A 15270-nucleotide genomic window follows, 5' to 3' on the forward strand; every position below is an offset into this window, starting at 1 on the left:
GACGTTAATATGCTAGGTCTTGACGCCAAGAGGTGTGACTCCGATGATGCTCCAGATAGCGATCGTCTAATAATGCCTCTACAAACCGTGAACCCCGCCACCGGCGAGCTCGTCCGCGAGTATCCGTCATTCGATATTGCCGAAATCCTGCGCGTTTTGGAAGCAGTCGAGACAGACGCCGCCAAGTGGCGCGAAACTAATTTTGAGGAACGCGCTCGATGCCTGCGCAAAGCCGCCGAAATATTGCGAGGCAACAAGGAAGCCTACGGCAAAACCATCACGCTGGAGATGGGAAAACCGATCAAGGAGGCCATTGGCGAAGTTGAGAAATGCGCGCTGGTCTGCGATTACTATGCGGAAAACGGCACCAAATTCCTGGCTGACGAACCCTTGAAAAGCTCTGGGCAGCATGCATTTGCCACCTTTCAGCCTCTAGGCTGCGTATTGGCGATAATGCCTTGGAATTTTCCCTTCTGGCAGGTCTTTCGCGCCGCGGCTCCTGCCCTGATGGCGGGCAACGCGATGGTGCTGAAACACGCGTCCAATGTTCCCCAATGCGCGTTGACACTGGAGGCGATATTCCAGCAAGCGGGCTTCCCGATGAATCTTTTTCGCACGCTGATGGTCGGTGCCGACGGCGCGGCTGTCGCCATTGCGCACCCCACGGTGAAGGCTGTGACGCTGACTGGCTCCACTGCCGCCGGGGAAAAAGTCGCCGCGATGGCCGGGTCCCAGCTTAAAAAGACCGTCCTCGAACTCGGCGGTGCCGACGCTTACCTGATTCTCGAGGACGCCGACATCGACCTCGCAGTCAGCAAGGTTGTCGCTGGACGCATCCTCAACGCCGGCCAAAGCTGCATTTCGCCGAAGCGAGTGATTGTGCAGCCTGAAATCCGCCAAACCTTTGAAGAAAAACTGGTTGCCGCACTGAAGGATATCGATTTCGGCGACCCAATGAAGCCCGAAACCAAACTTGGGCCGATGGCTCGCGAGGACCTCCGCAACGAAGTTCACCAGCAGGTGACCAATAGTATTCAGGCAGGCGCCAAGCTGCTTCTGGGTGGCACAAAGCCCGATCAACCCGGCGCTTGGTATCCGGTCACCGTCTTGTCAGATCCGCCAGAGGGCTCCCCAGGCTACGCTGAGGAAATTTTTGGCCCGGTGATCTCGATTATCCACGCGAAAGATGAAGCTGACGCAATTCGCATCGCAAACGACAGCGAATATGGCCTCGGCGGCGCTATTTTTACCCAAAACCACGCACGCGGCATAGAAATTGCGCGTAATAAGCTCGTGACTGGCTCAGTTTTTATTAACGATTTTGTCAAATCCGACCCACGCCTGCCCTTTGGTGGCGTGAAGAAGTCTGGTTATGGCCGTGAACTGTCCAGCTACGGCATAAAAGAGTTTGTCAACGTCAAGACAGTCCTCTTGGCTTAACGCGAATTTTTTATCAAACCAATATCCCACCCTTTTCAATTTCCTCCATCAAGTCGCGCAATGAGTAATTTCTTCCCACATGAAACACAAAAAGTCTACCAACTCGGCATCGACTGGGTCGTCATGGTAGAAAATTTCATCGAGGGAGACACCCGACGCAAAGGCTTGGCAGAGCAGCTTGACAGCATCTCGAATTCTATTCCGATTCACATTGTTGCGGCTTTGGGCAAAAATTCCGCCTCAGATCGTGTGAAAGCGTTTGACGCCGCCAAAAGCCAAGTTCTCGCCTGCTCCGCAGTGCTCGACATGATGGTTGCGCGCAACGTGATGGAGCATGGAGACGCCCTCCGCGGCAAGCGCCACCTCTCTCAGATGGCGCGCATGCTCAACGGCATGATCCAGTCGGCCAATACAAACGAGCTCATCCGCAACCGACTCCAAGTGCCGAGCTAAAGGTCTCTGCGAGTAAACGCTGCAGGATTTCCTAGTTATCGCACGAGTATCGTGTAGCTGACCACATTGGGCATCGGTGACATGAAATAGACATCTACCGCGTCATCGGCGGGAATCGTTGTCGTCGCAAACGAGGTCTTAATTCGCTCATTCGAAGCAGACTGGAAGTTGCAAGCCATACGGGTTATTAAATCAGTATGGGTCACATTTTTCACACGCACCCAAACGCGCAACGAGCCATCGGCAAGTGGATGAGCCTCAATGCGGCCAAAATCCACATTGTCCGACCGCGCATGGGACATCTGCGTGCCTGAGGGAATAAGAACCGTCCCATCCCAATCCTGCTCAAGCTGATTTTTAGCCATCGGTTGACCTGACTTAGCGATAGCCGGCGCCTTTTCGACGCGCACCACGGTGTGGCCAACTTCAGAGCCGCGCAGCTCAGGCTTTTGAGAGCCAATAGAAATACTAGCCAACGCCGCCGGAAACTCGGTCGCGGTATCTATGGTATGTGGCATTTCAATTTGGCCTTCGTCTCCCGCCGACACGAAATTACTAGCCGACTGTGGCACCTGACTCGAGGAAGTCGATTCCTGATCGCAGCCGATCATTGTAAATTGCAGAAGCGCGAGCACACTGACGCCCGCCGCCCATGAAAAAGATAGGTTAGAGCCGATTTTCACAGCAGTAATAGTAGTTGGTATTTAAGGGGGAGTTTGAGCCTAATTACCGGCAGCAAAAGGTCAGCAAAAAAGAGTAGAAAAAGGCTCCAAGACCACCCTAGGTGGTGACTTAGATGGCGTCTAAAAAGTCTGATCGAGTCGGCGAGATGTATTCGAGAGGCAAAATTCCGGCTTCTGAAGCGAGGCGAAACCAGTTTCGTCGAGGTGAAGAAATGAAATTTTGACCACGAAGACGCTCTCCAACGAAGGTCAATTGAGTTTTTAGACGCCCTCTAAGAGCAATCTATATTCCTGAGCGCCTCTGCCGTCGACGCTGCCAAATGGCGCCAAGCAAAAAGCAACCTCCACCCCACAGCACCCAGTCGCCATAACGCGCATAGAAGGTCAACTGATCTTGCCAAACGGGATCATAACTTAGTGCAAACGATTTCGTGGCACGGGCATAAATCAAGCCATCAGGACCCGTTAGCACATCACGCACGTTGCCATATTCATCGATCCAGCCACTCCAGCCGTGGTTGCCACAGCGTATCACCGGACGCCGGGTTTCCACCGCACGCAGGACTGAATGCGCTGCATGTTGGTATGCCCCTGCTTCCTCGCCATACCAACCATCGTTGGTCAAAACGGCGATAAAGTCCGCCCCCTCACGCGCTACTTCACGCCCAAGACGGGCAAAAATATCCTCATAGCAAATCAACGCGCCAACCTTCCAGGTTTTGCCGTTAACCGTCAGTGGCAAGGGGCGTGAATGATCACCTGGCTTGAGATCGATGTCCAGCGGCACCACGGTTTTTACAAAGAACAACGCATCCCGCATCGGAATATATTCTCCAAAGGGAACCAGGCGACGCTTCGAGTAATAGCCGTCAAACAACCCATTTTCAGGCTCCAGAAGGAAGATCGCATTGGCCCAATCACCGTTGGGAAACTCAGCCAGCGCGCCGGTCATTAGCGGAACGCCGACCTTATCCACGCCGCCTTGAATCCAATGCTCCATATTGCGGTCGCCATCCTGCCTGATCATCGGGTAAGGCGGCGCAGCTTCAGGCCAGAGAATCAAATCGGGCTTTGGCGTCAGTTGGGAAGCCTGTTCGGTCAGTCCACGCAGTGTGCTTAGGTTCTCCTCCACCATTTCGTGCGTCCACTTGAGGTCGGCAGGAATCCAGGGTTGCACAACGGCCACGTTAAAAATCGGCTCCCGCGCCTGTGCTTTAGCAATCGTGCGGACATACAACCAAACGGATAAAAATACTAACGCCAACGCCACGTAAAATTCCGGACAGAAGCGCCAACGCAGCTTCAGCCGCGCGGTTGCTTCACCCTCGGCCATATCCTCTGTCGGCTCCGCTTGGCGCGACTTCAAGATGGGCTGCAGGAACAGGCGGTAGATATAAACCGCCAAAGTTAGGTTGAAGAAAATGAGAATGAACGACACCGCATACTGCCCGCCATATTCAGCGGTTTGCAGCATGGGTGGTCGCTGCCATTGGCTAGCCGCCAGTGGCAGCCAGGGGAAGCCGGTCAGCACCCACGTTTTAAGCCATTCCAGGATCACCCAATACCCGGCAAGTCCTAACAAAGCCAAGAGTCGCGCCCCAAATCCGCAGAGCATGACCGTTGGCAAAAACCAACGAGCAAGCACAGCCCAACTCATCGGAAACATCCCTAATATAAATGAAAGCAAGACCAGCCCCACCGAGCCCATCGGCGGGTGCACATAGCGCAGCCAGGCAATCAACAACAGCCAGCTCAGCCAAAAGCCAAGAAAGGAGCAAATGATCGTCTGCTGGCGCGTTGGCCGGGCCAACAGCCAGAGCAACATGGGCACGACAAAGACGTAGGCCGCCTCCGCGACATCCCACGGGGGAAACGCTGCAAAATGCAGAAGGCCCGTGACAATCCCTGCCAGCAAGCCGATCAACCAAGGGCGACGTCGCATGCGCTACTGACTCGATTCCGGGAAGCTGGCCATCAGTACGGTCAAGACCGACTCCAGGCTATCGCCCGCCAAAGGCGAATTGGCCGACCAAAGCGTTTGGCCGTTGGCCGCCGCGTTGAGCATTAGGTAGTAGGCATTGCCGGCGCTGGCGTGTCCATCACTAAAAGTGGGCTGTCTCTTCGACATCACCTTGCCCCTCTCGTAGCTGCCATCGAGCACAATGCTCGCATCGCTGGCGCTATCGACAACCGTGTAGCCCTTTGCGCTAAGGATCCTTGTCAGCGCCTCGTGGACCTTATGATCATACCTCTCGCCAGGCCCCTTCGATTCATCTGACACCGTAAACTCCGGTTCCAGGTAGATGGAATTGGCGGCGGCGAGCTGCTCATTGCCTGCCGAGCTGGAGTCCACATCAACGTTGCCACAACCAGTCAACCAGCCAAGTGCGGTTAACAGCGAAGCGATAGTAAAGAGCATTTTTCCCATGCCGAACGTATCCGCCCGAAGCTTCCGTATTGCAATTGAATTTTCTGAAAAATAAACTGCCGACTGAACGCTCTTACTTGAAATCAAGCGCTCCAAATGACATTTCTGTAACTAATCCCTGCCTCATGGGTTAAATATCTGAGTATGAGTCTCGAATTTGGCCAATCAAGCCCCCGCCAAGTTTGGCAGCCCCTGCCACCCGATAGGTGGAATACGCAGACCGCTGCCCACCTCCTGCGTCGCATGGGCTTCTCGTCCCGCCCTGCCGATGTCCAACATGCCGTTAACGATGGCTTAGCGGCCACCGTTAAAGACGCTTTCAAGGGCCGCGAGTTTCCCGTTCCCACCAAAACATGGGATGCCGAGCAGGAAATCCAATACTATCGGCGTGGCATGAAAAATCAGGACGAGAAAACCCGCCGGGAGCTTCGGGCGAAAATCAATAAGGCTGAGCGCACTGCCTTCGCAGAATTTGGCATGGCGTGGTTTGAATTCGCGCGCCGACCAGAGAATTCTGCTCAGGAGAAATACGTACTCTTCCTGGAAAGCATCTTCGTCGTCGCTCGCAATAAAATCAAAAAAGCAGGCGTCCTCTACGACCACCAAAACATCCTGCGTCGCGAGGGCTTTGGCAGCTATCGAGACTTGACGAAGACCATCAGTCGCTCGCCTGCAATGATCCAGTATCTGGACCTCCATCGCAGCACCAAGGACGCCCCCAACGAAAACTTCGCCCGCGAGCTCATGGAGCTCTTTACCCTCGGTGAAGGCAACTACACCGAGCAAGATATCAAGGAAGCCGCGCGCGCTTTCACCGGCTATTACTACAAGGGCTCGGAATTCTATTTTGCGGAGTTCAACTTCCGCCCCCACGCCTACGACAACGGCGTGAAAACCGTCTTTGGCCAGACCGGTCGCTGGAACGGTGATGAAGTCATCGAAATGATCTTTGAGCAACCCGGGGCCAAGCTCTTTGTGCCGCGCGAGCTGTGCCTTTTTTACCTGAGTGAAACGCCCATTCCCGACGAGTATCTCCAGCCTCTCGCTGACGAATGGGCCAAGCGCGACTTCGATCAACGCTGGCTCCTGCAAACCATCTTCACCAGCGAATTGTTCTTCGCCCCGCAGTTCCAGGGCGAGCTGATCAAGTCGCCGATTCATTACACCATCGGCCTCTGCCAGGACATGAATCTGGACATCTTTCCCGTGCCCCAGCGCTTGGAAAATCAGCTGCGCGCAATGGGCCAGCCGTTCCAAAATCCTCCCAACGTGCGGGGCTGGCTCGGCGGCAAGCATTGGATCACCGCGTCGACGCTTTCCGCCCGCCAACAGCTCGTCCGCAACCTCCTTTACCCGCCCAACCTCAAGAACCTCAATGCCGACGAGCAAATGCGCATCGAGGAGGCTGTCGAGGACGGCAAGGGTCCGTTCTTCGTCGATGACGAACGCCTGGAGCCCCTGCTGGCCAAGGATTCGCCCGACCTGATTAACCATCTTTGCCGCTACTTCCTGCCCCGCGATCCGTCGGACGACTTCAAGGAGCAGTTGATCACTCACGTCAAAGTCCCGCCGCGCCAGCGCACCGACCGCGTGCGCCAAGCCCTGCTGGCCCTGCTTCAATCACCCGCCTACCAAGTTTCCTAACCAACCCTCCCCCCGATGAAAAACCGCAACACACCCATCGCTGTCACGCGTCGCGAATTCATGCAAACCGGCATGGGCGGCTTGGGCATGATTGCCTTTAGCGGCTTCGCGCCCAGCTTCCTCGCCACCACAGCCCGGGCCAATGTCGCCTCACCGGAGAAGGACCGCCAGATCCTCGTGCTCATCCAGCTGGCCGGTGGCAACGACGGGCTCAACACCCTCATCCCTTTTCAGGACGACGAATACTACAACCTGCGGCCCGACCTCGGCATCAAGGAGGGCTACCTCCCCATCTCCGACCTCATGGCCCTGCACCCCAGTTGCGGCGGCATGGAGCGCCTCTACAAAGACGGCCATTTGAGCATCATTCAAAACGTCGGCTACCCCAACCCCAACCGCAGCCACTTCCGCTCCACCGAGATTTGGGAAACCGCGACCGACAGCGACATCATCGGCCGCGAAGGCTGGATTGGCAGCTATTTTGATAACTACTGCGACGGCGCAGGCCACACCAGTCAGGACCCGCTCGGCCTGCACATCAGTAACGAAACACCCGGCCTTTTCATGTCGGAAAAAACGCATTCCGTCTTCGGCCTGCCCTCCCGCGGGAGGATCCGCCAAAAGAAAGATTCCGAGATCGAGCTGTTGGAAAAACTCACCCAGGCACCCGCCGCCTCGGACTCAGGCGGCTACCTGCAGCACATGATGATGGACGCCATCATCACCGAGCGCCGCGTGCAGGAAGTCATCGATGACTACAAGCCAATGGCCAACTATCAGGGCAACCTCGGGCAGTCGCTCCAACGCATTGCGGCGATGATCGCCAGCGGTATGGAAACGCGCGTTTACTTCGCCTCTCAGGGCGGCTACGACACCCATGCCAATCAGGCAGGCGGCCATGCCCAGCGTCTGCGCGAGCTTTCTCAGGCTCTCAGCGCATTCCAGCAGGACTTGCAAAAGCACCAGCTCGACGACCAGGTGCTGACCGTGGTCTTCTCCGAGTTTGGCCGCCGCCCGCAGCAAAATGGCAGCAACGGCACAGACCACGGTGCCGCCGCCCCACTTTTCATGATGGGCCGCAACCTGCAAACCCCGCTCCTCGGCAGCCCGCCCGACCTAATGAACCTCCAAAACAAAGACCTGCGCCACGAATACGACTTCCGCCAGGTCTACGCCACGGTCATTCAAGACTGGTTCCAAGCCGACCCCACCAAGGTCATAAGCGGGCAATTTGACACCCTGCCCTTGATCTAAAGCGCGGGCTGTACCTAATACCAACTCAACCTTACTGAGACAGAGTCTCCCCTAGCCTTTCAAACCAGCCAATTGGCCGCGCAGCCACTGCACGAACTGCGGCTTCGGCAACGCGCCTTGTTGTTTGGTGATAAAGTTGCCGCTGGCAAAGAGCATCAGTGTGGGAATGGAGCGGATTTGAAACAGGCCAGCGGTCTGCGGACACGCCTCGGTGTCGACCTTGAGGAACACAGCCTCGGTGGCCATTTCCGCCGCGACTTCGGCATAGGCCGGCGCGAACATCTGACACGGGCCACACCAATCCGCCCAGAAGTCCACCACCACCGGCAAGCCGGACATGCCCAGAAAGCGGCCGAAACTCTCGTCCGTCGCGCTGATCGGCTTCCCTGGCAACAGTGGTGCCTGGCATTTCCCGCACTTGGGGCCAGCGGCCAGCTTTTCCTGCGGCGCACGGTTAATGGCGTTGCAGCTCGGGCAGACAATTTGGATGGGCTCGGTTGACATGCCCATTAGACTAATCAAGCCCGCGGCCTTGCAAAGCCAGAAAGCTCGGCGGCGTTATTTGAGTCCGTCCAAGGCGTCCCAGGGGCTCTTTTCTTTCCACTGCTGCTTCACCTTTTTCTGGCGGGTCTGGATGGTCTGGCGACTGCGGGAATCACAGCGCTTCACCCAGTCCCACAGCTCCTCGGGGCGGATCGCAAAACCGCCGCTCGCGCGGATGGATTCCGCGATGAGGTTGTCCCGGCTCACGACGGTGCACGACTTCGGGTTTTTCGCGTTTTTCACGATCTGCTCGATGAGGCCGTCGGCGGAGAGATCACTCGGCGAATAAAGCACCGCGAAGGTCGAGATTTCGCCGGGAAATTGCACGTCCACCATCGCCCCGCGGCCATCGAAAACAATGGTCACCCGGTAGTTGTCCACGTCGTGAATCACGCGCACGGCCTCGACGAGGTGGTCGCACGTGCCAGCCGGGTCGCGCTTAAAGCGTTCAGCGAAGTCAGGCCACTGGTGAATCACGTTGTAGCCGTCAATCAGCAGATGGTTTTGCCCCGACATGAGGCCTACGTTTCCAAAATCGCCGGAAATAGCAATACCCGTGTAAAAACCATTGCGCGTCGGGCGGGGTCATTGCAAACTTCGCCGCCAATGGAAACCCAAGTTTGCATCGGCCCGGATCAGATCAACGACGCCATCGCGCGGATCGTTGATGAAATCAAGGCGCTTGAGCCATCGCCGGAAAATCTCGTGGTCGCAGGCATCGCCAATGGCGGCGTGCCGTTTGGCGAAATCCTCGCCCAGCGCCTCAGCGAAAGCTACGGCGCGAGCATCCCGCTTGGGCAGCTGAACATCACATTTCAGCGCGACGACATCGGCACGAACCCTATCCCTTCCGAGAAATACCGCACCTCGCTCCCTATGGAGCTGAGCGGCAAGACGGTGATCCTGGCTGACGATGTGATTTTCTCGGGCCGTTCTGCCCGCGCGGCGCTGGCGGAGTTGTTCGACCTCGGGCGCCCGGACTGCGTGCGCCTCGTCGCCCTCTTCGACCGCGGCGGCCGCAAGCTGCCGATCCAGACCGACGCCTCGGGCTTCTGCGAAAACATCGATGGCAGCAAACGCGTCAAGGTCGAGCTCGACCCAGCCAACAGCGCCGCGAACAGCATTACCATTTCCCCGAAATAAATGAGCACAGAATCAGAGTGGAAGCGCAAGGACCTCGTCGGCATTGAGGAGCTCAGCCGCGAGGAACTGGAAATTATTTACACGAAGGCCGAGGAGTTTAAGGCGACACTCAACCGCAAGCAGAAGAAGCTACCGACGCTGCGCGGGCAAACAGTCGTCAACCTCTTCATGGAGCCCAGCACGCGCACGCGCCTGGCCTTCGAGGTCGCCGCTACCCGCCTGAGCGCCGACGTGCTGACGGTTTCGGGCAACGCGAGCAGCCTCGTGAAGGGCGAGAGCCTCCGCGACACCGCCAAGAACATCGAGGCGCTGAGCGCGGACATCATCATCATGCGGCACTCGGCCGCCGGTTCGGCGCGCTACCTGTCTCGCCAGATCGACATCCCGGTCATCAACGCCGGCGACGGCGCGCACGAACACCCGACCCAAGCCCTACTCGATACCTTTACGCTGCGCGAAAAACTTGGCAAGGACCTGACGGGCAAGAAGGTCACCATTCTCGGCGACATCCTCTTTAGCCGCGTGGCGCGCTCCAACATCTGGGCGCTGCGCAAGCTCGGCGCGGAGGTCACCTTGGCCGGCCCGTCAACGCTGGTTCCCGAAGCATTTAAGCACTTTGGCGTGAAGGTCATCCACGACCTCAAAACAGCCCTGGCCGACGCCGACGCCGTGATGCTGCTCCGCATCCAGCACGAGCGCCAGTCGTCCACGCACTTCCCGTCCCTAGGCGAATACACCAGCATGTTCGGGCTCAACGAAAAGCGCGAAGGCTGGCTGAAAAAGGACGCCATCATCATGCACCCCGGCCCCATCAACCGCGGCGTGGAGCTGGACTCCAAGCTGGCGGACTCCGGCCGCTCCGTCATCCTCGAACAAGTCACCAACGGCATCGTCGTCCGCATGGCCGTGCTTTACCTCTGCGCTTCTTACGCTGCGAATCTCCGATAGCATGAGCATACTTTGGATCAAAAACGGTCGCGTGATCGACCCCGCCAATAACCGCGACGCCCAAGGCGATGTATTCGCCGTGGACGGCAAAATCGTCGACTCCCTGAGCGCCGACCAAAAGGCTTTGGCCGAAGTGGTCGACGCCGAAGGCTGTGTCGTCTGCCCCGGGTTCGTCGACCTGCATTGCCATTTGCGTGAGCCGGGCGACCGCCACAAGGAAACGATCAAGTCCGGCAGCCGCGCGGCGGCCAAGGGCGGGTTTACCACCGTCGTGGCGATGTCCAACACCAAGCCGCCGGCCGACACCGTCGGCGCGATCCGTCAGATTGTGGACGTGATCGACCGCGACGCGGTGATCAACGTGCTGCCCACCGGCTGCCTCACGCAAAACCGCGAAGGCCAAGCCCTGGCCCCGATCGGGTCGTTGAAAACCGCGGGCGCCGTAGCCGTGACCGACGGCGGCCACTGCGTGCAAAACCACGAGCTGATGCGCCGGGGCGTAGAGTACTCGGCGATGTTTGGACTCGTCGTCATGGACCACTGTGAGGACGTGACTCAGACCGATGGCTGCGTGATGAACGAGGGCGTCTGGTCACTGCGACTCGGCCTGCGCGGCATGCCCCGCGCGGCGGAAGACATCATGGTGTCCCGCAACGTGATCCTGGCCTCGCACTACGGCGCGCACATTCATTTGCAGCACATTTCCTCAGGCTATTCGGTGGACATCATCCGCCGCGCCAAGCAACGCGGGGTAAAGATCACCGCCGAAGCGACGCCGCATCATTTGTCGCTGACCGAAGCTGCGCTCAAGGACTACAGCACGCACTTCAAGGTCGTGCCTCCACTGCGCACCGAGGTGGACCGCCAAGCCCTGATCGAAGGCCTGCAAGACGGCACAATCGACTGCATTTCCACGGCCCACGCGCCACACACCGAGATCGAGAAAGACAAGGAATTCGACTACGCGCCCTTCGGCATGAATGGCCTCGAAACCGCGTTGTCCGTCTGCCTCGATACGCTGGTGCGCTCCCAGTTGCTAGAGCTCTCCGACATGATCGCGCTGTTGACCCATAAACCGGCCAACATCCTGGGCCTCGACCGTGGAACGCTGAGCGTGGGCGCGTCTGCGGACATCACCATCTTCGATCCGGAAGAAACCTGGGAGGTTTCCCGTGAGAACTTGGCCAGCCTCTCCCACAATTCACCCTGGCTCGGGCTTACTTTGCGCGGCAAAGTGCGCACGACATTCTCGGAAGGTCGCCAGGCTTATCCGTTTGCCGACTAACGGCGGCCGATGTTCATCAATGTATACCTAACCACGCTTCTACTAGCGGCTCTGGCTAGTCTCATCAAGGAGGGGCGTGACCTCTTTCGACACCAGCGCCCGCCACTCCTGGCGTGGAACATCACCTTTGCGCAGTTCTTGCAGATATTCGCACTGGCGGTGGTTTGCTACTTCTTCAGCAGCCTCATTGCCGCTGAGGCAACGAAAGACTGGGCAGAAAACCAGGCCCTGGAGCCTTGGCGGTTGACCTTGGTTGGCTATGCCGCGCACCTGTCCATTTTAATCCTGCTCGCGTTCCTGTTTAACACCAAGGTACGCGACGCAGTGGAGCTCAAGCTCACCGACACGCCACTACAGCTGATCCCGCAACGCATGCCCATCCACCGGGCGATGCTGGCCGGGCTGACGCTGTTTCTCGCTGCTCTGCCAATACTTGGTGTAGTGAGCATGGTTTGGGGGCAGGTGCTGGAGTTGCTGAATGATTTCGGTTTCAACATCCCGCTCGACCGTCAGGCGCAAATTGAGATGTTTGCCAACGTGGAGAACCCTTACGCCACTGCGGCATTGATTTTTCTGGCGGTGGTCATCGCACCGATCAGTGAGGAATTGTTCTTCCGCGGCTTCATCTACCGCTATCTCAAGGGGCAGGCACCAAGGCTTCTCGCCATGATAATTAGTGCGGCTTTCTTTGCGTTGATTCATTTCAACTGGATGGCGATGGCGCCGCTATTCCTGCTTGGCATCGTTTTGTGCTGGGCGTATGAAAAGAACGAGAACATCCTCGCCTCCATCTTTCTTCACGGAATCTTTAACGCGAACACCATCCTGATCATCTTCCTGGCTCCCGATCTCGAGGCCCTTTCCTAGACTGCAAGTGACACCTTTTACCGATCAGCCCGAAGACCAAATCGCCCAGCTCGGCGAAATTGGCCTCATCGAGAAAATCACCAAGTGGATGGAGCCGATTTCCCCGCCTCCGCCCTTTGGCATTGGCGACGACTGCGCGGTGATGGACTCCGGGGATGTGGGCACGATCCTGACTACCGTCGATGCGCTGATCTGGAACGAACATTTCGACGACACCTTTACGCCCGAAGAAGCCGGCGCGAAACTCGTTAAGCGCAACCTCAGCGACATCGCCGCCATGGGAGGCGCGCCCGCCGGCGCGGTCATCGCGCTGACCCTCGCCGACAACGTGAGCGTCAGTTGGCTGGAGCGTTTTTATGCCGGCATTTGCGAAACGGCATTGCAGAACTATTTCCTCATTGTCGGCGGCGATGTGACCCGCGGCGGCGCCAAGGATTTCTTCGGCTCGCACCTGACCTTGATGGGCAGCGTGCCGCGCGCGATCCGGCGTCAGGGCGGACAAAAAGCCGGTGACTTCATCCTCGTAACCGGCGACCTCGGCGGCACCCGCCACGGCAAGGAAAAGACTTTTCAGCCCCTCCTCAGCGAAGGCCAGTGGTTTGGTGAGCAAAACGTCGTGAAAGGCATGATCGACGTCACCGACGGCCTCGCGAAAGACATCCCCGCGCTGTTGCCCGATGGCTGCTGCGCACACTTGGACATCGCCTCCGTACCGATCAGCGATGCCGCCAAAGCGTTGGCCGCAAAGACCGGCAAGACCGCGCTGGAGCACGCCCTCTGCGACGGCGAAGACTACGAGCTACTCGTGGTGCTCGACTCCGAAGTGGACCCGCAATTGATGATCGATGAGTGGGCCAAGAAATACGACTCACCGCTGACCTTGATCGGTAAAATCGCCCCTGCCGCCGAAGGCCAAAATCGCAAGCTCATCGATGCCACCTCCGGTGCCTTGATCGACGCTGCGGCCTTCGAGCATTTTGGCCAATAGCCAGCGGCGTTGCCCGATGGTAACGCATTTTAATCTAGCGCCCAACGCGCTGCATCGCTAACCCATTGCGACATGAATATAGGAGCCATTTTTGATTGGGACGGCGTGGTCATTGACTCTTCGGCGGCGCATGAGCGCAGTTGGGAACTGCTGGCAGCGGAGCGCAATTTGTTCCTGCCCGAAGACCACTTCAAGAAAGGCTTTGGCCGCAAAAACCAGTTCATCATCCCCAATCTGCTCGATTGGACCCACGACCACGAGGAGATCGAGGAGCTTAGCTTCCGCAAGGAGGAGCTTTATCGCGAGATCATCAAAAAGGAGGGCATCGACGCCCTGCCCGGCATCAAGGAGCTGCTAAAGTTTCTCCACGAGCAAGGCGTTCCCTGCGTCGTCGGCACCTCCACGCCACGCATCAACGTAGAGACCATCATGGACGTCCTCGGCGTGCGCGAATATTTTCAGGACATCGTGTCGGCGGAAGACGTCACCCACGGCAAGCCGGACCCCGAGGTATTCCTGCTCGCCGCGAGCAAAATCGGCCGCGAACCCGCGAGCTGCCTGGTGTTTGAGGACGCCCACTACGGTATTGAGGCCGGTCTGCGCGGCAGCATGAAGGTGGTTGCTGTCGCCACGACCCACCCAATTGAGGACCTGCACGAAGCCCACATGGCTGTCCACCGGTTGAGTAATCTGAATTACGAAGCGATGCTTGACCTCGTGCGTTGATAAAAGCGGGAACAAAACGACCGCGAAACCTCTCTTAACCGCGAAACAACCCATTAATTCGGCAGGGAATTCCGTTGACCTCCCCGCCTCAATACGAAATATCAACCGCTTATGATACTCAAGCACCTACGTCCCCTCGCAGCCGCCGCTCTGCTTTCCATGCCCCTATTCGCACAGGCAGAGGACGCAGCCAGCTCTAACAATATGAAGATACTAGAAAACTTTGGATGGTTCGTCGCCGAAAGCACCCAAAAGCTCGAGTTGAGTGATTCCGAACAGGAAGCATTCCTCAAGGGAGTTAAGGATGCGCTCAACAACACCGGAGGCCCGGAAGACAAGCAAGCGGCTGCCATGGAAGTGCAGCAATACCTGCAGTCTCGCTTCAACGGCATCATGGAGAAGGAAAACGAAGCTTTCTTTGCCGAACTAAAGGCGAATCCGAATATCAAGCAGAGCCCAACTGGCCTCTACTACGAGATCATCGAGGAAGGCGACGCAACCCGCGCTGGACCGGAAGACTCCGTGAAGGTCCACTACAAGGGCACACTCGTGGACGGCACCGAGTTTGACAGCTCCTACAAGCGCGGCGAACCCGCAACCTTCCCGGTTGGCGGCGTCGTTAAGGGCTTCGGTGAAGGCGTCCAGCTCGTTGGCGCTGGCGGCAAGGTAAAGCTCTACATTCCGGGCAATCTCGGCTACGGCCCGAACCCGCCCCGTGGCAGCCAGATTCCGCCGAATGGCACGCTGATCTTTGACGTCGAGATGGTAGAAGTCAACCCCGACTCCTAAGACCTTTTCTCATTCATTTCAAAAGGCGGTTCCTGCGGGAGCCGCCTTTTTCTGTTTGTTTGAGGACGATGCTGTCTTT

General features: G+C 57.7%; 16 protein-coding genes. 11 read left to right on the forward strand and 5 right to left on the reverse strand.

Annotated elements, in window-relative coordinates; translation table 11 throughout:
* The first annotated feature begins 72 nt into the window (after window positions 1–72).
* Together RBB62_RS17795 and RBB62_RS17800 are read left to right on the forward strand one after the other, a co-directional pair.
* Window positions 73–1440 carry an NAD-dependent succinate-semialdehyde dehydrogenase gene (locus RBB62_RS17795; RefSeq protein WP_309400540.1) on the forward strand — a complete coding sequence of 456 codons (1368 nt, stop codon included), beginning with the start codon at window positions 73–75 and terminating at the stop codon, window positions 1438–1440.
* Window positions 1441–1500: 60 nt separating this feature from the next.
* Window positions 1501–1893, forward strand: coding sequence for a four helix bundle protein (locus RBB62_RS17800; RefSeq protein WP_309400541.1), 393 nt, complete (start codon window positions 1501–1503; stop codon window positions 1891–1893).
* Window positions 1894–1928: 35 nt separating this feature from the next.
* Here the strand turns inward: RBB62_RS17800 and RBB62_RS17805 are convergent, their stop codons facing one another.
* The 3 genes from RBB62_RS17805 to RBB62_RS17815 form a co-directional block, all read right to left on the reverse strand.
* Complete coding sequence (locus RBB62_RS17805) at window positions 1929–2576, reverse strand: hypothetical protein (protein WP_309400542.1); 648 nt, start codon at window positions 2574–2576, stop codon at window positions 1929–1931.
* A 283-nt stretch (window positions 2577–2859) separates the two neighbouring features.
* Window positions 2860–4518 carry an apolipoprotein N-acyltransferase gene (lnt, locus tag RBB62_RS17810; RefSeq protein ID WP_309400545.1) on the reverse strand — a complete coding sequence of 553 codons (1659 nt, stop codon included), beginning with the start codon at window positions 4516–4518 and terminating at the stop codon, window positions 2860–2862.
* Window positions 4519–4521: 3 nt separating this feature from the next.
* Window positions 4522–4995, reverse strand: a complete 474-nt coding sequence (locus RBB62_RS17815) for a hypothetical protein (RefSeq protein ID WP_309400546.1) — start codon at window positions 4993–4995, stop codon at window positions 4522–4524.
* A gap of 153 nt (window positions 4996–5148) precedes the next feature.
* Here RBB62_RS17815 and RBB62_RS17820 point away from each other — a divergent pair, with 153 nt between their 5' ends.
* Window positions 5149–6648, forward strand: a complete 1500-nt coding sequence (locus RBB62_RS17820) for a DUF1800 domain-containing protein (protein ID WP_309400547.1) — start codon at window positions 5149–5151, stop codon at window positions 6646–6648.
* 15 nt (window positions 6649–6663) lie between these two features.
* Complete coding sequence (locus RBB62_RS17825; protein WP_309400548.1) at window positions 6664–7902, forward strand: DUF1501 domain-containing protein; 1239 nt, start codon at window positions 6664–6666, stop codon at window positions 7900–7902.
* A gap of 51 nt (window positions 7903–7953) precedes the next feature.
* Here the strand turns inward: RBB62_RS17825 and trxC are convergent, their stop codons facing one another.
* Both trxC and RBB62_RS17835 read right to left on the reverse strand, forming a co-directional pair.
* Window positions 7954–8406 carry a thioredoxin TrxC gene (gene trxC / locus RBB62_RS17830; RefSeq protein WP_309400549.1) on the reverse strand — a complete coding sequence of 151 codons (453 nt, stop codon included), beginning with the start codon at window positions 8404–8406 and terminating at the stop codon, window positions 7954–7956.
* Window positions 8407–8460: 54 nt separating this feature from the next.
* Window positions 8461–8961 carry an NYN domain-containing protein gene (locus RBB62_RS17835; RefSeq protein WP_309400551.1) on the reverse strand — a complete coding sequence of 167 codons (501 nt, stop codon included), beginning with the start codon at window positions 8959–8961 and terminating at the stop codon, window positions 8461–8463.
* 90 nt (window positions 8962–9051) lie between these two features.
* Between RBB62_RS17835 and RBB62_RS17840 the strand changes: the two genes are divergently transcribed.
* The 7 genes from RBB62_RS17840 to RBB62_RS17870 all read left to right on the forward strand — a co-directional run bounded on the left by RBB62_RS17840 (window position 9052) and on the right by RBB62_RS17870 (window position 15191).
* On the forward strand, window positions 9052–9588 hold the full coding sequence (locus tag RBB62_RS17840; protein ID WP_309400552.1) for a bifunctional pyr operon transcriptional regulator/uracil phosphoribosyltransferase PyrR: 537 nt from the start codon (window positions 9052–9054) through the stop codon (window positions 9586–9588).
* Window positions 9589–10536, forward strand: a complete 948-nt coding sequence (locus RBB62_RS17845; protein WP_309400553.1) for an aspartate carbamoyltransferase catalytic subunit — start codon at window positions 9589–9591, stop codon at window positions 10534–10536.
* A gap of 1 nt (window position 10537) precedes the next feature.
* Window positions 10538–11821, forward strand: a complete 1284-nt coding sequence (locus tag RBB62_RS17850) for a dihydroorotase (protein WP_309400554.1) — start codon at window positions 10538–10540, stop codon at window positions 11819–11821.
* A gap of 9 nt (window positions 11822–11830) precedes the next feature.
* Window positions 11831–12688: a CPBP family intramembrane glutamic endopeptidase gene (locus tag RBB62_RS17855; RefSeq protein WP_309400555.1), complete on the forward strand. Its 858-nt coding sequence runs from the start codon at window positions 11831–11833 to the stop codon at window positions 12686–12688.
* Window positions 12689–12695: 7 nt separating this feature from the next.
* Window positions 12696–13676 carry a thiamine-phosphate kinase gene (locus RBB62_RS17860; RefSeq protein ID WP_309400556.1) on the forward strand — a complete coding sequence of 327 codons (981 nt, stop codon included), beginning with the start codon at window positions 12696–12698 and terminating at the stop codon, window positions 13674–13676.
* 72 nt (window positions 13677–13748) lie between these two features.
* Entirely contained in the window at window positions 13749–14402 is a 654-nt protein-coding gene (locus RBB62_RS17865) for an HAD family hydrolase (RefSeq protein ID WP_309400558.1), read from the forward strand.
* A 204-nt stretch (window positions 14403–14606) separates the two neighbouring features.
* Window positions 14607–15191, forward strand: a complete 585-nt coding sequence (locus tag RBB62_RS17870) for an FKBP-type peptidyl-prolyl cis-trans isomerase (protein ID WP_309400559.1) — start codon at window positions 14607–14609, stop codon at window positions 15189–15191.
* Window positions 15192–15270 lie beyond the last annotated feature (79 nt).

It is taken from the genome of Cerasicoccus maritimus, from assembly GCA_031296935.1.
GTDB classification, from domain to species: Bacteria; Verrucomicrobiota; Verrucomicrobiia; order Opitutales; family Cerasicoccaceae; genus Cerasicoccus; species Cerasicoccus maritimus.